We start from the raw sequence: 18,857 nt of genomic DNA, 5'->3' as shown, positions 1-18,857 counted from the left end.
TCCATATCGGTCGCTTCGACGGCACGCCGGAGGATCGGCCGCGGCCGATCCTCCGGCGTGCCGTCGAAGCGACCGATATGGACGAAGCCGATGAACTTCTCGTGGTCGTCGAGCCCGAAGGCGCGCGCCACCTGGGCGTCGTAGGCGTACCACTCGGTCAGCCAGCACGCCGCGTAGCCGAGCGCATGCGCGGCGAGCAGCAGGTTCTGGGCGGCCGCGGCGGCCGAGAGCTGCTGCTCGACGGCCGGGATCTTGGCGCTCTCGACCGGGCTCGACACCACCCCGACGACCAGCGGCGCGCGGGCGAGCCGGTTGGTCTCGAAATAGATCTGGTCGCCCGAGGCGTCCGGGTACTTGGCCGCGTAGGCCGAGGCGATGGCGGCGCCGGCCTCCTCGCGGTGGTCGCCCTCGAACACGATGAAGCGCCACGGGACGAGCTTGCCGTGGTCCGGAACCCGCGCCGCGATGGTCAGCATCGTGTCGAGGTCCGCGGCGCTCGGCGGCGGGCCCTGGAGCTGATCGGGCTTAACGGAGCGGCGGGTTTTCAAGAGCGCGAGGGCGTCGGGCATGGTGGAAAATCTCCCCGTGGCGCGGCAATCGGAACGGCCGTCCGGCTAGCACACGCAGCATTCCGGATAAAGGCCGCGCGACCCGACCGTGGCATGAAATTGCCTCAAAGGGACGCGTATCTGTCGCAATGATCAGGGCAGGGGGTGGCTCGATCCGAGTCTCGACCGGGTTTGCGCGCGTCGCCAGGGGCGTCGCGGCCGCGTCGACACTCGTCGTCGCGCTGGCGCTCGGCCCGTTGGTGCTCGGTGCGTCGCCCGCCGCCGCCCAGAACCGGCCCGAGCAGGCGATCGTCGGCGCCATGCAGCGCTTCATGAGCTCGCTGCCCTTCGGCGGGCTGGTCGCCCCCTCGCCGAACCAGAAATCTCTCCCTGCGGGCCCCGGGATGGTGCCGCGACCGAGCCGGGACGTGCCGACCTCCGCGACCGGCCCGCAGCTCCAGTCGCTGGCGCCGCCACCGCCCGGCACCACGGCGCCGATGCCGCTCGGCCCCGGCCCGGCGATTCCCGTCTCGCCGTCGACCGCCAGCATCTCGCCGGCCGTGCCCAAGGACGTGCCGCTGACCCTCGCCGCCCGCTACGGCCGCGAGACAGCTCCCGTCAACGGCGGCATCGTGTGGCGCGTCTATCCGGTGCGGCCGGACATCACCGGCTCGTTCCGCCCGGTGCGCGAGGACCGCACCCCGACCCCGACGCTCGCGCTGCCGCCGGGCGACTACGTGGTGCATGCCGCCTTCGGCCTCGCCAGCGCCGCCAAGACCGTGTCGCTGCGCAACGAGCCGGTGCGCGAGGTGTTCGACCTGCCGGCCGGTGGGTTGCGCATCGAAGGCCGGGTCGGCGACGTGCGCATCCCGCACGGCCAGATCGCCTTCGACATCTTCCGCGGCAGCCAGTTCGAGGAAGGCGAGAAGCGCCAGATCGCCGCCGGCGTCGCCACCGGCGATGTCGTGATCGTGCCCGAGGGCACCTATCACATCGTCTCCAACTACGGCGACTCCAACGCCGTGGTGCGCTCCGACATCAAGGTGCAGCCCGGAAAGCTCACCGACGTGACGGTGACGCACCGGGCCGCCGTGATCACGCTCAAGCTGGTCGGCGAGCGCGGCGGCGAGGCGCTCGCCAACACGAGCTGGACCGTGCTGACGCCGGGCGGCGACGTCATCAAGGAGACGATCGGCGCCTTCCCGCGCGTCGTGCTGGCCGAGGGCGAGTACCGCGCCATCGCGCGCAACGACGGCCGCACCTCCGAGCGCGAGTTCAAGGTCATCACCGGCGTCGACGGCGAGATCGAGCTCTTGTCCCGGCGCTGAGCGCGTCGATCCCACGCACGCGCGCGTCGCGCCGGTCCGCTGCTGGAAGCCATCGCGCCGTTTTCTTCTTTCTCTTCGATCTCGCGGATTTGTCGCGACAAGCCACGGGCGGCGCGCCATCCTGGCGAACGAGATTGCGAATCACGTCTTTCCGGCCGTGGGGCCGTGTCCGGGATTGCACATGTCGCATCAGACTCTGCCGTATCAGACCCTGCCGCATCAGACTCTGCCGCATCGGCTCGCGTCGCATCAGGTCGCGCCGCGTCGTCGCTCCCTCTCCGGGCTCGGCGCGCTCCTCGCCGTCTGCCTGGTGCCGATCGTTCTCGCCGGCGCGGCGGCGGCGCAGAGCCCGGGGCCGCGCCCCGGCGCCGTCACACCGCCCGATCCGGAGCGCGGCGCCGCGATCGCGAAGCGCTGGTGCGCCACCTGTCACGTCACGTCGGAGGATCAGACGCAGGCGACCGGCGAGGCGACGCCGTTCCCGGCGCTGGCGCGCCGCAACTCGTTCGACGCCGCCGCGCTCGCGCTGTTCCTGCTCGATCCGCATCCGCGGATGCCGGACATGAACCTCACGCGCGCCGAGGCGAACGACCTCGCCGCCTATGTCCGCAGCCTCGCCCCGAAGTGATCATTTCGGACGGTGTGCGGCGTCGACCGATCAATTCGGTCGTCAGTCCGGTTCGCGGCGCCGCCGCGCCCCGGACCGACGGAGAGCTGATACCATTGGCCCTGAACCCCGACCCGTCATCCTGAGGTGCTCGCCGCAGGCGAGCCTCGAAGGATGCGGCCCGGGCCGTCGCCCTTCGAGGCTCGGGCTTCGCCCGAGCACCTCAGGCTGACGGTGAGAGTCAGGGTTGAAGGCCGCTGGTATGATCCGGCGGAATGCGTTTCACTTGTGGAAGAACAGGATCCCGGACAGCACGACCCCGAGGACGAGCAGCGATCCGCCGATCGCCGCCTTGGCGCGGTCGGAGACGATCGGGACGTCGAAGGTCGGCGGCTTCTTGCGTTCGGCCGCGACCAGCAGCGACGCGCCGCCGAGCATCATCCCGGCGAACACCACATAGAGCGACTGCAGCGTCATCGGCCGGCTCTCAGCGCGCGGGTGCCACCGGGGCTGCCGGGGCGGGCGGAACGGCGCCGCCGTTCGGCGTCGCCGGCGCGCGTCGCGGCGCTGCGGCGTTCGGCGCCGAGGTGGCGGCACCTGGGCCGGTCCCCGCCATGCAGCTGATCGAGCCGATACTGGCCGGCCCGTATTGCACGTAGCCGGACTGGGTCGGGGCCGAGTGCGGCACGTTGATCGGCAGGTAGACGTAGCAGACCGTGCCGTCGGCCGGATCGCGCCAGCGCTGGATCACGGTGTCGGCGAGTGGCCCGGCGAACTGCCGCTCGAGCTGCATGCGCGGCATCTTGGCCCATTCGACCGGCTGGGCGACGGCGGGACCGGCGAGCAGCAGACCGACCGGGATCGCCGCGACGAGCGGGCGGCGGACGGCGGACCGCGGGACGGAGACATTCAATTTCGGCACGGGACCTCGGGGGTGATCTCGACGCGTTCGGTCTCACGTTACCGAAAGGCACGCCACACGCAACCGCACGCACCGTGCGCCCCGGCTCAGTTCAGCGTGAAGGAGGCGCCGGCGGCGACGCCGTAGTCGCTCACGTCCGGCGCCCCCGAGAAGGTGGCGTTGACGCGCCAGCGCTCGCTCACCGCATAGCCGAGCCCGACCGCCAGACCCGACTGGCCCTTGTAGTTGCCGAACGCGGCGGCGAGCGAGGCTTTGCCGGGCCGCTGGTCGTACTGCAGGCTGGTCGCGGCGAGCGCCAGCGCCGTGCCGGCGCGCGCCTCGCGCTGGTTGGCGGTCACTTGCGTTTGCAGGCTGCCGACCTGGTTCTGAAGCGTGGCGATGGAGGAGCCGAAGCCGCTCGTCGCGGCCTGGAGCTGGGCGACGTTGACGGCGTCGGTGGCGGCAACGCCGGCCGCCACGTTGGTGATGCGCCGCTCGTTGCCGGCACTGCCGACCGACACCGTGTTGGGCTGGCTCGCCACCGACCCGGCGCCGAGCGCGACGCTGTTCGCCGCCGTGACGACGGCGCCGTTGCCGATCGCCACGCCGTTCGCGACCGTCGCGGTGGAATTGGGACCCACCGCCGTGCTGTTCGCGCCGGTCGCGACCGCGCCGTCGCCGAAGGCGGCGCCGCCATTGCCGGCGGAGGCGGCGGCGCCGACCGCCACCGAGCCGGTGGCGACCGCGCCGGTGCCGATCGCGATGGCGTTGACGCCGGTCGCCTGCGCTCCGGTGCCCTGCGCGATGGCATTGGTGGCCGTGGCCTGGCTGCCGTTGCCGATCGCCACGGCGTTGGTTCCGGTCGCGTAGGCGGCGGCACCGGCGCCGGTCGCCGCGTTGCCGCCGATCGCGATGGCATTGGCGCCCTGGGCCTGCGCGTTCGCGCCGACCGCGGTGGCGTAGGTCTGGCCGCTCGCCGCCGTGCCGGCGCGCGCGCCGGCGCCGAGCGCCAGCGTGCCTTCGTTGCCGAAGGTGCCGCCGGCATTCGCCAGCGCCCCGAACGCGGCGGAGATCCGGCCCGACGCGGTTCCCCCGGTGCCGATCGCGGCGGCGGACTCGCCGGTCACGCTCAGTCCGTTCCCGATCGCGATCGCATTGGGGGCGTCGACATAGTTGTCCGAGCCGATCACCGAGGCGCCGGCCGCGGTGGTCGTCACGGCGACTGTGTTGTTCGAGCCGATCACCTGGATCTTGCCGACGCCTCCCATGCCGGCGTTATTGACGGTGTTGCCGCCGCCGTAGACGAAGCTCGCATTGGCGTTGACCGTGTTGAGATTGCCGATGGCGAAGCTGCCGGTGCCGGCGACCCGAAGCCCGACGCCGATCGCCCCGCTTTCGCCGCCGGTCACGGTGTTGAAGCTGCCGAGCGCGATGCTGCCGGTGCTGTTGGCGTTGACCTTGCTGCCGTTGCCGACCGCGATCGCGTTGGTGGAGGTCGCGTCGACGAAGGCCGCGCTGCCGGCACCGCTGCCGGCACCGATCGCGATCGAGCTCGTCGCGTTGGCCTGCGCGCCGGCCCCCAGCGCCGTGGCGGACGCCGCATTGGCGAGGGCCGATCGGCCGACCGCCGTCGCATCGGCCTGACCCGCGGCTCCGGCTCCCGCCTGGGCCCCCTGGCCGATCGCCGTGGTGCCGTCGTTGGTGAAGGCACCGGAAATGTCCCAGCCCGCGACGGCGTTGTATCCGACCGCACTGCTGTTCTGGCCGGCCGCCTGGCTGCCGCTGCCGGTGGCGGTGCTGCCGAACCCCGTGGCGGACGCGCCGAACCCGACCGCGGTGGCGGCGAGGTTGGAGGCGGTCGAGCCGGCACCGACGGCGACGCTGTTGCCGACCGAGGCCGTGCTGCCGACACCGAGCGCGGTCGACCCGCCGCCCGAGGCGGTGCTGTTCTGGCCGAACGCCGAGGCGTTGTTGGCGTTGGCGGTCGCGCCTGCGCCGACCGCAGTCGCGCTGAACTGGCCGGCCCCGGTGCCGGCCTGCGCGTTGGGGCCGCAGGCCAGGTTCGTGCCCGACGTGCCTGCGTTGGCGCCCTGGCCGGTTCCCGCGGTCGAGTCACACACGAATTGCGCCGCCGCGGGGGACGCGCACAAGGGGAGGGCGACCACGACGGCTGCTCCGGCCAGGTGGGCCAGATGAAAGCTCCGCCGCCTCGGCACGTTCGATGTCATCGCGTCTCTCACCCCGTCCACGGTCCCGCTGCGCCGCGCTAGACCGTCGGGACTATAGTAACGAAGTCTGCTGCAGACGTGTGTTGCCGCGCGGCGACAACCGTCGAAAATCGAGGTTTGATCGTCGCAGGCCTGCATCTTTTGCGGTAATATGATCCGCCTGCGCGGGCGGCGGCTCAGAACTCGCCGCCGAGCCCGACATAACCGGTGTGGTCGGTGCCGCCGCCGTTGCCATAGCCCGCCACGACGGCGAGCGGCGTGGTGGTCGTCAGTCGATGCGCCATGCCGAAGCCCACGCCGAACTCGCCGTTGAAGGTCGACCCGCGCACCTGCCAGGTGGTCTTGCCGGGTCCGGACGGCATCGGCGGGCTGGCGGTCGCGACCGCCGCCGCGACGCCGCGGCGCGCCTCGCGCTGGTTGTCGGCGACCTGGGTCTGCAGGCCGGCGAGCTGCGACTGGAAGCCGGTCGCGAAGCTCGTCAGCTGACTCATGTTGACGGCGTCGGTGGGGGCGATGCCGGCCGCGACATTGGTGAGCCGGCGCTCGTTGCCGGCGGAGCCGAACGACACGGTGCCGGGCGCGCTCGCCACCGAGCCCGAGCCGATCGCGACTGCGTTCGCCGCCGTGACCAGGGCGCCGTTGCCGAGCGCGACGCCGCCCGCGACCGTCGCGCTGGAATTGGGACCCACCGCCGTGCTGTTCGCTCCGGTCGCGACTGCGCCGTCGCCGAAGGCGGCGCCGCCGTTGCCGGCCGAGGCGCCGGCGCCGACCGCCACCGAGCCGGTGGCGACCGCGCCGGTGCCGATCGCGATCGCATTGGTGCCCGTCGCCTGCGCCCCGGTGCCCTGGGCGATGGCATTCGTGGCGCTCGCCAGGGCGCCGTTGCCCTGTGCGATGGCACTGGCGCCGCTCGCCTGCGCGCCGCTGCCGACCGCGATCGCGTTGGCGGCTTGCGCCAGCGCCCCGGTCCCCTGAGCGATGGCGTTCGCGGCGCTGGAGATCGCGCCGTTGCCGAGCGCGACCGCGCTCGCGGCTTGCGCCTGCGCATTGGCGCCGAGCGCCGTGGCATAGGTCTGTCCGGCCGCCCCGGTCCCGGCGAGCGCGCCGGCCCCGATCGCCGTCGTGCCCTCGTTGGAGAAGATGCCGCCCGCATTGGCGAGCGCGCCGAACGCGCTGGCGATGCGGCCCGTCGCCGAGGCGGTGTCGCCGATCGCGAAGCTGCTGTTGCCGCTCGCCCGCGCGCCGCTGCCGACCGCGCCGCTGTCCGTACCGATCACTGTGGCGCCGAAGCCGAGAGCCATGGACGCAGCGCCGTTCGCCACGCTGCTGCCGCCGATCGCGATGGCGCCGGTGCCGCTCGTGACGGCTGGGTTCGCCCCGACCTTGTCGCCTCCGCCGATCGCAATGCTGTAGTTCCCGCCGCTGGTGGCCGCGCTGTACGGCGTCGTGTACGGCGCCGCGCCGATCGCCGTGCTGTAGGCCCCCGCGCCGCCGAGCGAGTTGGCCAAGGTGCCGATGGAAACGATCCCGGGGGTGGCGCCGTTGTTCTGGCCCGTCACGGCGCCGAGCGAGGTCCCGTAATCGCCCGTGGCCGTCGCATTCGCGCCGATCGCCGTCGTGGCGGTTCCGGCGGCCGCGGCAGCCTGACCGCATGCCGTCGCTCCGAGGCCGGTCGCCGTCGCCCCGTTCGGGCCGGCCGGGCCGCCGCTGGCACTGATGTCGCACACGGCCTGTGCCATGGCCGGGTTCGGGGTGACCGCGAGCGCCGCCAGCGCACACAAGCCGGCTCCGCTCGCCGCCAGAATTTTGCGATACTTCGGTCCATAGGTAACCATCGTCACGTCGCTCCGCATTTCAGTGGCCGAGCTTCGTCGACGACGCGACGGTCCGGGCGCCGGTGCCGTCGCGGCCAAGGGCTCGTAGATCGACGCAGTTCTTGGTCTTACGGTGGGCTGCGCCGCTCCGCAGCATTGCGGTGCGGCCTCCCGAAAGCCCCGGAGGTGGACTGCTCGGGATCGAGCCGGCTACTCCGGGAGGGGGTATGAAGACGCACTATTTTTTAGACCTATAGCCATATAGCCATGTTGCCGGTTAATGGTCGATTAACCATGCGGACAAAGATGGAAACGTGACCGGGCCGGTTGGCATGACCACCGTCGCGACCCCCTGCGCGCACGCGCGCAGGGGCAAGGGATGCGCGTTCCGCCAGGGCCCGGCGGGCGGGTTCGAGGAGGGGAGCGACCGAGCGAGCAGTGCGCCGCGCACGCGACGTCCGGCCGTGCCCGCAGGCATCGCGTTCCGCAGGTGCGGCTCCCTTGCGGCCCCGTGCGCGATCAGAACTCGCCGGCGAGGCCGACGCGGCCGCCGTGATTGTCGCCGCCGGCGTAGGCCCAGCCGGCCGTGACGGCGACCGGCCGCGCCGTGTCGAGCCGGTGGGCGAGGCTGCCGCCGAACGCGTACTCGCCGCGGAACGCCGCCGTGTTCATGGCCCAGCTCGTGCGACCGGCGGCCGACGGCATCGGCGCCGTGGTCAGCGCCATGGCGGCGGCGACGCCCTGGCGGGCCTCGCGCTGGTTCTCGACGACCTGGCCCTGCAGGGTGGCGAGCGACGCGCCGATGCTGCTCGTGGCGGCCTGGAGCTGGGCGACGTTGACGGCGTCGGTCGCGGCGACGCCGGCCGCCACGTTGGTGACCCGCCGCTCGCTGCCGGCGGCGCCGACCGAGACCGTGTTGGCCTCGCTCGCCACCGAGCCGGCGCCGAGCGCCACCGCGTTCGCCGCCGTCACCACGGCGCCGTTGCCGATCGCGACGCCGTTGCTCACCGCGGCCGAGGCGTTGGGGCCGACCGCCGTGCTGTTCGATCCGGTCGCGACCGCGTAGTCGCCGAAGGCGGCGCCGCCATTGGCGGCCGCGGCGAGATTGCCGACCGCCACCGAGCCGGTCGCGCTCGCCCCGGTGCCGATCGCGATGGCGTTCGTTCCGGTCGACGACGCGCCGAGCCCAATGGCGAGCGCGCCGTCGGCGGAGGCGAGTGCGTTGCTGCCGATCGCCACCGCATTGCCGCCGCTCGCCGTGGCGCCGCTGCCGCCGGCGAAGGAGGCGGTGCCGGACGCGGTCGACGCGCTGCCCAGCGCCGTGGCGCTCGTCCCCGAGGCGGTCGCCGACGACCCGAACGCGGCGCTGTTCACGCCCGCGGCGCGGCTGGCGGCGCCGACCGCGGTCGCCCCGTTGCCGGCGGCGCTCGCGCCGCCGCCGAGCGCCACGGCCTCGCTGCCGGCGGCCGATGCGGCGGCGGCCGAGGAGTTGACGGCCGTGTAGGCGGCCGCGGCGGTGAGCGCGGTCACCTGGATTTGTAACGTGGTGATGCTGGTGCCGTAGCCGGTGAGCGCCGTGTCGACGGCCGCGAAGGCGTCCGAGATGCGCGTGTAGGCCGTGGAGCCGATCGTGTAGCTGACCGCGCCGATCGTGCCGTCGGCGTTCAACGAGGTGCCGAGGATCTGCGCCATCGTGGCGTTGGTGCCGTAGAGCTGCTGGCCCGTCACGGCGTCGGTCGAGGTCGCCGACAGCGTGCCGGCCCCGACATTGACGATCCGGCGCTCCTTGGCGGGCGAGCCGACCGAGACCGTGTTGGCCTCGCTGGCGATCGAGCCGTTGCCGAGCGCGACGGCGTTGGCGGCGGTCGCCTGGGCGCTGGTGCCGATGGCGATCGCACTGCTCGCCGACGCCGTCGCGAGATAGCCGATCGCCACCGCGTTGGCGCCGCTCGCGGTGTTGCGCGCCCCGAGCGCCACCGCATTGTTGCCGCTCGCCGTGGCTTGGCTGCCGACCGCCACGGCCGCCAAGCCCGACGCCTGCGCCACCGCGCCGAGCGCCGTGCTGTTGCTGCCGCTCGCCGCGCTGTCGCTGCCATAGGCGCTGGCGTACACGCCGGTCGCAGCGGCCCGGAAACCGGTCGCAACCGCTCCCATCTCGGTCGCTCTCGTGTCCGAGCCGACGGCGATCGCGTAGTTGCCGCTCGCGGTCGTGTAGGGGCCGAGCGCCGTGCTGCTGTTGCCGCCTGCCTGGGCGCCGGCCCCGAAGGCGGCGGCGTAGTCTCCGGTCGCGCCGGCGGCGCTGCCGACTGCCGTGCTGGTGCTGCCCGAGGCGGTGCTGTACGCGCCGAGCGCCGTCGCGTAGCCGCTGCTCGCCGTGCTGTTCGTGCCGTAGGCGGCGGCGTAGGCACCGCCGGCGGCGCTCTTGTAACCCGACGCGATCGAAGCCATGCCGGTCGCCTGGGCCTGATATCCGGTCGCCGTCGCATAGAAGGCGCTCGCCGTGGTCGAGGCGCCCAGCGCGGTCGCGTACTCGCCCGAGGCGGCGCTCTCGGATCCGACCGCCGTCGTATAGGTTCCGCTCGCCGCGCTCTTGTAGCCGGCCGCCACCGCGGCCGAGCCCGACGCCACCGCAAAGGCGCCGACGCCCGCCGATACGTTACCGCTCGCCACCGCCGAAAAGCCGCAGGCGATCGCGGCGTTTCCAGTGGCCGTCGCGCCGTCGGCGTTGCCGTTGCCGTCGGCGCAGGCCAGCTGGGCCGCGGCGGCATGCGGGAGCCCGGCCACGGCGATCACGGCCACGGAGGCGAGCAGCATCCTGCGTCGCCCGGCCCGGCGTCCGCCCGATGCGGGGCCGGAGGTCCGGCGTGCGTCCTGGTCGGCCGTCGATCGACAGTCGTGGTCCCGCATGCCGCGCCCCCTCGAGAACAACGAGGCTCCCAAGTGTCGGCCTGCGGCTTTGGCGGCAATTGTGGAAATTTGGGTGGATTTGCTAGCCTCGATGGGTGAGTCCGCAATGCTCGCGTGCGTGTAGATCGGTGAAATTACGAATGGTATCCGAGGTTTCCGTCTCGGCCGTGGCCTCGATGCGGGCCCGTCCGGGGTTCTCGGCGGCGATGCGCGAGCAGGCGCGCGGCGTCGTCGCGTTGTTTCGCAGCAACACTCTTCTGAACCTCCTGATGAACGACCGCGCCCGCGCGCTGTTCATGGTGGTCGCGCTCTACCTCCACCATCACGGCCGCGCCGACGGCAAGCCGGGCCTCACCGTCGGCGCCCTGAAGGATCTGTGCGTGCGGCTCGAGCTGTGCAGCCGCGGCCGCTGCGAGGCGATGCTGGCGGTGCTGCGGGCGGCCGGCTATCTCGCGCCGGCGCAGAGCGAGGACAAGCGGCAGCGCGTGCTGGTGCCGACCGACACGCTCGTCGCGCTGCAGACCGAACGCTGGCGGGCGCATTTCGACGCGATCGAGATGGTGGTCCCGGAGGTGGCGCGATATCGCGGGCTGCTGGAGCGACCGGACTTCGTCTCCGCCTTCGTCGGCGCGCTCGGCGAGCCCTACATCGCCGGCTTCCGGATGCTGCACCACGCCCCCCGGCTGTTCCCCTTCGTCGAGCGCAACGGCGGCGTGGCGGTGCTGTTCTCGCTCGCCCTCGAAGGACCGGAGGAGGGGCCGTTCCCGCCGACCGACCCGGTGCGGCTGTCGATCAACGCCCTGTCGACGCAGTTCGGCGTGTCGCGCAAGCACGTGCTGACGCTGCTGCGCGACCTCGAGGCCGAGGGCCTGATGCGGCGCGGCCCGGAGCCCGACCGCGTCACCTTCCTGCCGCCGCTCCGCGAAGGGCTCCAGATCATGACCGCGACGATCTTCGTCTACTTCGTCCAGGCCGGCGAGCGGGCGCTGGCCGCGGTGGAGCGTGAGGTGCCTGCGCCGGCGAACTGATGCCGTACGGTCGTCGCACGGTGCAACGGCCGTTCCGAGGCGCGTGTCGGCTCAGCTCCCCGCAACAGTACCCGCGGACAGCCTCACCAGAACAGCGCGACGTCGCCGCGGGCGCCGACCACCCCGGTGTCGAACCCGACGCCGAGCGAGCCGTTCGCCTGCACCTGATAGGCCTTGGTCTCGTGCAGCACGCCGGCGAGGCCGAATCCGGCCGCGCCGTGGCTGTCGTAGGTCGCGACGTTGCCGAACACGCCGACCCGGCGGCCGGCCGGGATGGCCGGAATGCCGCCCGCCGCCATCGACACGGCGACGCCGTCGCGCAGGCGTCGGTCGACCTCGCCGATCCGCGTCTCGAGGCCGGTGATCTGAGACTGGAAGCCGGTCGCGACACTCGCGAGCTGGCCCATGTTGACGGCGTCGGTCGGGGCGACGCCGGCCGCCACATTGGTGAGCCGCCGTTCGTTGCCGGCCGCCCCGAACGACACCGTACCGGGTGCGTTCGCGACCGCGCCGGCGCCGATCGCGACCGCATTGGCCGCCGTCACCACGGCGCCGTTGCCGATCGCCACGCCGTTCGCGACCGTCGCCGTCGAATTGGGACCGACCGCGGTGCTGCTCGGCCCGGTGGCGATCGCGCCGTCACCGAAGGCCGCGCCGCCGTTGCCGGCGGAGGCGCCGGCGCCAACCGCGACCGAGCCGGTGGCGACCGCCCCGGTGCCGATCGCGATGGCGTTCACGCCGGTCGCCTGCGCACCGGTGCCCTGGGCGAGAGCGTTGGTGGCGGTCGCCTGGGCGCCGTTGCCGATCGCCATGGCGTTCGTCCCGCTCGCGTAGGCGGCGGCCCCGGCGCCGGTCGTGGCATTGCCGCCGATGGCGATGGCGTTGGCGCCCTGCGCCTGCGCGTTGGCGCCGACCGCGGTGGCGTAGGTCCGGCCGGCGGCGGTCGTGCCGGCGAGCGCGCCGGCGCCGAGCGCCAGCGTGCCTTCGTTGCCGAAGTTGCCGCCGGCATTCGACAGCGCACCGAAGGCGGCGGAGACCCGGCCCGAAGCGGTGCCCCCGGTACCCACCGCGGCCGCGGACTCGCCCGTCACTGTGAGGCCGTTGCCGATCGCGATCGCATTGGGGGCGTCGACATAGTTGTCCGAGCCGATCACCGAGGCGCCGGCCGCGGTCGTCGTCACGGCGACGGTGTTGTTCGAGCCGACCACCTGGATCTTGCCGACGCCCCCCATGCCGGCGTTGTTGACGGTGTTGGCGCCGCCGTAGACGAAGCTCGCATTGGCGTTGACCGTGTTGAGATTGCCGATGGCGAAGCTGCCCGTGCCGCCGACCCGAAGCCCGACGCCGATCGCCCCGCTTTCGGTGCCGGTCACGGTGTTGAAGCTGCCCATCGCGATGCTGCCGGTGCTGTTGGCGTCGACCTTGCTGCCGTTGCCGATCGCGATCGCGTTGGTCGAGGTCGCGTCGACGAAGGCCGGGCTGCCGGCGCCGCTGCCGGCGCCGATCGCGATGGAGCTCGTCGCGTTGGCCTGCGCGCCGGCTCCCAGAGCGGTCGCCGAAGCAGCGTTGGCGAGGGCCGACCGACCGACCGCCGTCGCATCGGTCTGACCCGCCGCCCCGGCGCCGGCCCGGGCCCCCTGGCCGACCGCCGTGGTGCCGCTGTTGGTGAAGGCGTTCAGGCCGGAGGCGTCCCAGCCCGCGACGGCGTTGAAGCCGAAGGCACTGCTGTTCAGGCCGGCCGCCTGGGCGCCGCTGCCCGACGCGGTGCTGCCGAAGCCCGTCGCGGACGCGCCGAATCCGAGTGCCGTCGCGGCACCGCTCGATGCCGTGGAGCCGGCCCCGACCGCGACGGTGTTGCCGGCCGAGGCGGTGCTGCCCACGCCGAGCGCAGTCGCGCCCCCGGCCGAGGCCGTCGCGGCTTGGCCGAAAGCCGACGCGTTGAGGGCGTTGGCCGTCGCACCGTTGCCGACCGCCGTGGCGTTGTTCTGGCCGCTCGCCGTCGTACCCGCCTGGGCGCCGGCCCCTAGGGCTGTCAGGCCGGTGTTGGCGAAGCTGCCGCCGGCGACGGCGCCGAACCCGAGCGCCACCGCCGCGTCACCCCTTGCCGCCGTGCTGCTGCCGATCGCGATCGCGCCGGTGCTGTAGCTCTGGGCCGCGAGGGCACCAGCGCCGTCGCCGCCGCCGATGGCGATGCTGAAATCCCCGCGCGACGCGACGGCCGATAAACCGGCCGCGGAGCCGATCGCCGTGCTGTAGAGCCCGGCCGTGCCGTTGATGAAATTCGCGTTCCGGCCGATGCTGACGACGCCGTTGGTCGCGTCGGACGGTCCGGCGTTGTAGCCGACTGTGACGCCCTCCGTGCCGAGGGCATAGGCCGACAGTCCGACGGCGGCCGACTGGCTGCCGGCGCGGGCGTCGCGGCCGACTGCGACAGCCTGGATTCCGGCTTGAGCGATGGGGCCGCAGGCCACCCCCTGCACCCCCGCGGAGGCGCTGGCCCCGTCGACAGGAGCGTTTCCGTCGGCACTACCGGCGCACACGAACTGGGCCGCCGCGGGTGAAGCGCCCAAGCCGGTCGACAGGAAGACCCCGAGCACGAACCCGGCCGCGGCGAGGCGTGCCTCGTTCCTCGTGGAGCACGAGCGCTCCGTCAGACGGCTGAGTGTGGTCCGAAGGGGGAGCCGATCCACGGCGCCCAACACACAGGGTTCGGTGACCCGCCGAGCCATGCTGCCTCCCTCAACCGATCGGGCGATGAGGGGAACACCTTAGCACCTCCGGACTATTTCTCTGTATCCGGGAGGCAACAATGGGACACAATCAGGCTCATCAGGCCGCGCGTGCCGGCTCGGCAAGCACGTTCAGGACGTGACGCTCCGGTCGCGCCGAGCGGGCTTCGGAGAGCCCGCCCGGCGCCCGTGATCACTCCGCCGCGGCGGCCGGCGTCTCGGCCTTCAGCCGCTTGAGGTCGGGCGGCACCGCCTCGTCGACCAGGGCGGCGAGCGCCTGGTCGAGCGGCACCACGGTCGACTTGTCGGAGCCGAGCCGGCGGATCGACACGGTGCGCTCCGCCGCCTCCTTCTTGCCGACGACGAGCAGCACCGGCACCTTGGCCAGCGAGTGCTCGCGGACCTTGTAGTTGATCTTCTCGTTGCGCAGATCGATGCCGACCCGCAGGCCGAGCCGGCGCGCCGCCGCGACCGCCTCCTTGGCGTAGTCGTCGCCGTCCTGCGTGATGGTCGCGACCACCACCTGCACGGGGGCGAGCCACAGCGGGAAGTGGCCGGCGTGGTGCTCGATGAGAATTCCGAGGAAGCGCTCCATCGAGCCGCAGATCGCCCGGTGCACCATCACGGGCGTCTTCTTGGCGCCGTCGGCGTCGATGTAGAAGGCGCCGAACCGCTCCGGCAGGTTGAAGTCGACCTGGGTGGTGCCGCACTGCCAGTCGCGGCCGATGGCGTCGCGCAGCACGTACTCGAACTTCGGCCCGTAGAACGCGCCTTCGCCCGGGTTGACGGCGGTCTTGATCTTGCCGCCCGACTGGTCGGCGATCTGCTGCAGCACCCGGCCCATCACCTCCTCGGCATGATCCCACGAGGCGTCCGAGCCGACGCGCTTCTCGGGCCGCGTCGAGAGCTTCACTGTGAGGTCGCCCGAGAAGCCGAAATCCTCGTAGGTCGAGAGGATCAGGTCGTTGATCTTCAGGCACTCCTCGGCGAGCTGATCCTCGTTGCAGAAGATGTGCGCGTCGTCCTGGGTGAAGCCGCGCACCCGCATCAGCCCGTGCATGGCGCCGGACGGCTCGTAGCGGTGCACCACGCCGAACTCGGCGAGGCGGATCGGCAGGTCGCGATAGCTCTTCAGCCCGTGCTTGAAGATCTGCACGTGGCCCGGGCAGTTCATCGGCTTGATGGCGAACCAGCGCTTGTCCTCGGCCTCGTCGCCGGCCGACTGCGCCGCAAACATGTTTTCGCGGTACCACTCCCAGTGCCCGGAGGTCTCCCAGAGAACCTTGTCGAGCATCTGCGGGGCATTGACCTCGTCGTACTCGGCGGCGAGGCGGCGGCGCATGTAGGCGATCACCGACTGGAACATCGACCAGCCCTTGGCGTGCCAGAACACGACGCCTGGACCTTCCTCCTGGAAGTGGAAGAGATCGAGCTCGCGCCCGAGCTTTCGGTGGTCGCGCTTCTCCGCCTCCTCGATCTGCTTCAGGTAAGCGTCGAGGTCCTCCTGCTTGGCCCAGGCGGTGCCGTAGATGCGGGTCAGCATCGGGTTGTTGCTATCGCCGCGCCAATAGGCGCCCGCGACCTTCATCAGCTTGAAGGCGGTGCCGATCTTGCCCGTAGAGGTCATGTGCGGGCCGCGGCACAGGTCGAACCAGTCGCCCTGCTTGTAGATCTTGATGGTCTGATCCTCGGGGATCGCGTCCACCAGCTCGACCTTGAAGGCCTCGCCCTTGTCGCGGAAGACTTGCTTGGCCTCGTCGCGCGACCACACCTCCTTGGTGAACGGCCGGTCGCGCGCGATGATCTCCTTCATCTTCTTCTCGATCGCGGCGAAGTCGTCCGGGGTGAACGGCTCGTTGCGGAAGAAGTCGTAGTAGAAGCCGTTCTGGATCACCGGGCCGATGGTCACCTGGGTGCCGGGCCACAGCGCCTGCACGGCCTCGGCCATCACATGCGCGGCGTCGTGACGGATCAGCTCCAGCGCCCGCGGGTCGTCGCGCGACACGAACTCGATCGCCGCGTCCCGCTCGATCGGGTCGGCGAGGTCGGCGAGCACGCCGTCGAGCGCCATCGCGACGGTGCGCTTGGCGAGCGAGGGCGAGATGCCCTTGGCGATGTCGAGACCGGTGATGCCGTTGGGGAACTCCCGACGCGCGCCGTCGGGAAAGGTCAGGGCGACCATTGAAAAGCTCCTGTTGCTCACTCGCTGCCTACGAACGCAGGTAAGCGGATTCTGTCGATGCGCGAGGGATATAGCAGGGCAGGGGCGAAGTGCAAGGCGGGGCGCGCGAAGCCGGCCCGGCCGCGATTCGGCCGGGCGGCGGACTTGTGCGGTTCCGGGCGGGCGCCGCCCGCGGATGCTGCGACGCGTTGCGCCGCATCGTGCCCTTGTAACGGCACGTGGCCCCGGCGCGAGCGGTATTTTCGCGTGCAACGGCGTTCACCGTCACAAGAATTCGCACCGGACGAAAATGATTTGTTTGGTCGCTCTGCTCGCCGGCCGGGGCTGTTTGCTGGAGCGAGTCGCGCAAGACACGCGGACCCGGACACAATCCCTAACGAATTCTTAAGGCCGATCACAAAGCCGCCAAATTGCCGAGTCACGGTTCTGCTGGGGACAGGGGGAGTCAGCACATCTCACACCAAACATCCGGATCGACGTGACGGCGCGTCGATGTCGGCGCAGCGAGGGGCGTGCCTGAACAGGCGCGTGACCGGTGCGCCGACGTGAGCACGATCGAGCCGCGACCACATGGTCGTCGGTCGGCGTGGTCGCGGTCGAGCCGATCCGATGATGTCCGTCGAACCCCGGCGTGCGCTGGTGTGCGCGCCGTCGGGAGCCTGCGTGCCTGTGTTTCGTGTGTGTCGGTGCGTACAGGGTCAGTGAGTGAACGTCGAGTGAGCGTAGCGTGAGTGAGATGGCGTAACGTCAGTGAGCGTAGCGTGAGTGAGAGAGCGTCGCGTCGGTCAGCGTAGCGTCGTGAGTTCGAGTCGCGTTCGCGTGAGTGTCGTTTTCAGTCGTCTTTGTGAGCAGTGCGTTCGCGTTGCGAGTCCCGCATCCGGAGCACGGGGAACGCTTCATGGATGAAGGCCTGCAGCGGGCATGCCGGCGGTGTGCCTGTTCTCGCGTCCCGACCGCGGCCATGGCCGCTGCGGCCTTCGTCGTCGTGAGCGTCCACGCGCTCGGCAGTCTCTCCTCCGCCGCCGCGCAGACGTCGGTCACGCAAGCGCCGCCGCGCGCGGCGGCGGAGGCGTCGTCCCCGGCGACGGCGCCGGCCCGCCCGCGTCTGCCGGCGCGCCGCCCGGACGCCGCGACCACGGCCGATCGCGCGCATGCCAACACGGTGTCGATCGTGGCCGGAGGAACCGGGTCGACGGCGCTCGCGGCCGTCGCCGATCTCGCCGCCGTGCTCGACGACGGCGATGCCTTCCGGGTTCTCCCGATCGTCGGCAGCGGCGGCGCCCAGACGGTGCGCGACGTGCGTCTCCTGAAAGGGATCGATCTCGGCATCGCGTCCGCCCGCGCGCTGACGCTCCTCTCGGGGCCGAGCGGCATCGGCAGGCTCGACGACAAGATCGGCATCGTGACGAAGCTGTTCAACGAGGAGATCCACGTCCTCGTGCGATCCGACGCGGCATTCGCCACGCTCGCGGATCTGGCCGGTCGGCCGGTCGCGATCGGCGAGGCGGGCTCCGGCACGGCACTGATCGCCGGCGACGTGCTCGACAAGCTCGGGCTCTCCGTCACGGCCGTGACGCTGCCGACCGACGATGCGATCGAGAAGCTGCGCAGCGGCGAGATCGCCGCGGCCGTGCTGCTCTCCGGCAAGCCGGTGCCGGCCCTGGCGCGCCTGCCGGCCGGCCCGTTCCGGCTGTTGCCGCTCGCCTATGCGAAGCCGTTGCAGGCCGATTATCTGCCGGCCGTGCTGTCGGCCACGGACTATCCGGGCCTGGTGGCGCCGGGCGCCGCCGTCGAGACGGTCGCGGCCGGCACCGTGCTGTTCACGCCGAGCTGGCCGAAGGGGTCGGACCGCTACAAGCGCATCGAGCGCTTCGTCGAGACGCTCTTCCCGAAGCTCGCCGCCCTGCAGGCGCCGCCGCGGCATCCCAAGTGGCGGGAGACCAGCCTCGCCGCGACCGTGCCGGGGTTCGCGCGGTTTCCGGCCGCCGAGGAATGGCTGCGCAAGAACGCGCCGGCCCCGGTGTCGCGCGAGCAGTTCGAGAGGTTTCTGGCGAGCCGCCGCGTCGCCGCCGACGACACCGCGACGCCGGCCGACCGCGAGAAGCTGTTCCAAGAGTTCCTGCGCTGGAACGAGACGCGCGAGCGCCGCTGAGCGGCCGCGTCCTGGTCCCGCGTCACGTCGAATGGAGGAGCGTCATGAGTGCCCCGATCGACGACGACGGATCGACCGTGCCACTGCGCTACGCGCCGCCCTGGGCGCGCCGCGGGCTGGAGCGCGGCGACGAGGCCGCGCCGGAGGCGCGCGACGCCGAACCGACCGTCGTGCCGGACGCCCCGGAGCCGCCGGCCTTCGAGCCGGCCACCGACGCCGCGCCCGCTTCGGCGATCGCCGAGGCGGCGCCGCATCGCGAGCCGGAGGTGATCCTCGGCGTGCCGTTCGGCGAGGTCGGCGGGCAGGTGCAGCAGGACTCTGCGCCGCAGGACCTCGACGCCCTCGCCGCCGCGTCGGCTGACGGCCCGATGCCGCCGCCGGCCGCGATCGCCGCCGTCGCGCCGCCGGCGACCGACTGGCCGCCGCTGCCGCG

Annotated in this window: 12 protein-coding genes and 1 pseudogene; 5 read left to right on the top strand and 8 right to left on the bottom strand. The window is 72.1% G+C overall.

Features of this window, described 5'->3' with window-relative positions; genetic code table 11:
* The coding region (locus CCR97_RS16395) for a nitroreductase family protein (RefSeq protein ID WP_201159660.1) at positions 1-569 on the bottom strand (569 nt) is incomplete at its 3' end.
* A gap of 311 nt (positions 570-880) precedes the next feature.
* Here CCR97_RS16395 and CCR97_RS16390 point away from each other — a divergent pair.
* Together CCR97_RS16390 and CCR97_RS16385 are read left to right on the top strand one after the other, a co-directional pair.
* Complete coding sequence (locus tag CCR97_RS16390; RefSeq protein WP_420826080.1) at positions 881-1,876, top strand: cupin domain-containing protein; 996 nt, start codon at positions 881-883, stop codon at positions 1,874-1,876.
* A gap of 181 nt (positions 1,877-2,057) precedes the next feature.
* Positions 2,058-2,504 (top strand): c-type cytochrome, encoded by a 447-nt coding sequence (locus CCR97_RS16385; protein WP_111356336.1) that lies wholly within the window; start codon positions 2,058-2,060, stop codon positions 2,502-2,504.
* A gap of 261 nt (positions 2,505-2,765) precedes the next feature.
* Here the strand turns inward: CCR97_RS16385 and CCR97_RS16380 are convergent, their stop codons facing one another.
* From CCR97_RS16380 to CCR97_RS16360, 5 genes are all read right to left on the bottom strand, one after another.
* On the bottom strand, positions 2,766-2,960 hold the full coding sequence (locus tag CCR97_RS16380; RefSeq protein ID WP_111356335.1) for a hypothetical protein: 195 nt from the start codon (positions 2,958-2,960) through the stop codon (positions 2,766-2,768).
* Between the two features lie 10 nt (positions 2,961-2,970).
* Positions 2,971-3,405: a hypothetical protein gene (locus CCR97_RS16375; protein WP_201159658.1), complete on the bottom strand. Its 435-nt coding sequence runs from the start codon at positions 3,403-3,405 to the stop codon at positions 2,971-2,973.
* Between the two features lie 86 nt (positions 3,406-3,491).
* A complete protein-coding gene (locus CCR97_RS16370) occupies positions 3,492-5,504 on the bottom strand; it encodes a YadA-like family protein (protein ID WP_201159657.1) in 2,013 nt (670 codons plus the stop codon).
* 284 nt (positions 5,505-5,788) lie between these two features.
* Positions 5,789-7,447, bottom strand: coding sequence for a YadA family autotransporter adhesin (locus CCR97_RS16365; RefSeq protein WP_201159656.1), 1,659 nt, complete (start codon positions 7,445-7,447; stop codon positions 5,789-5,791).
* A 498-nt stretch (positions 7,448-7,945) separates the two neighbouring features.
* Entirely contained in the window at positions 7,946-10,240 is a 2,295-nt protein-coding gene (locus CCR97_RS16360; protein WP_170145902.1) for a YadA family autotransporter adhesin, read from the bottom strand.
* 233 nt (positions 10,241-10,473) lie between these two features.
* On the opposite strand from CCR97_RS16360, the gene CCR97_RS16355 reads away from it, so the two are divergent.
* Complete coding sequence (locus CCR97_RS16355) at positions 10,474-11,361, top strand: hypothetical protein (protein ID WP_201159655.1); 888 nt, start codon at positions 10,474-10,476, stop codon at positions 11,359-11,361.
* Between the two features lie 83 nt (positions 11,362-11,444).
* On the opposite strand, the gene CCR97_RS32320 is transcribed toward CCR97_RS16355, so the two are convergent.
* Together CCR97_RS32320 and thrS are read right to left on the bottom strand one after the other, a co-directional pair.
* Positions 11,445-13,832, bottom strand: coding sequence for a YadA family autotransporter adhesin (locus CCR97_RS32320; RefSeq protein WP_111357990.1), 2,388 nt, complete (start codon positions 13,830-13,832; stop codon positions 11,445-11,447).
* A gap of 451 nt (positions 13,833-14,283) precedes the next feature.
* Positions 14,284-16,272, bottom strand: a complete 1,989-nt coding sequence (gene thrS, locus CCR97_RS16345; RefSeq protein WP_111357991.1) for a threonine--tRNA ligase — start codon at positions 16,270-16,272, stop codon at positions 14,284-14,286.
* 961 nt (positions 16,273-17,233) lie between these two features.
* Here thrS and CCR97_RS16340 point away from each other — a divergent pair.
* Complete coding sequence (locus tag CCR97_RS16340; protein ID WP_201159654.1) at positions 17,234-18,424, top strand: TAXI family TRAP transporter solute-binding subunit; 1,191 nt, start codon at positions 17,234-17,236, stop codon at positions 18,422-18,424.
* 44 nt (positions 18,425-18,468) lie between these two features.
* Positions 18,469-18,857, top strand: a pseudogene (locus CCR97_RS16335) (hypothetical protein); the annotation flags it as partial.

The sequence above is a fragment of the Rhodoplanes elegans genome, assembly GCF_016653355.1.
Taxonomy (GTDB): domain Bacteria; phylum Pseudomonadota; class Alphaproteobacteria; order Rhizobiales; family Xanthobacteraceae; genus Rhodoplanes; species Rhodoplanes elegans.
Note: the sequence above shows the minus strand (reverse complement) of the source record. Positions and strands in the feature narration are given on the sequence as shown.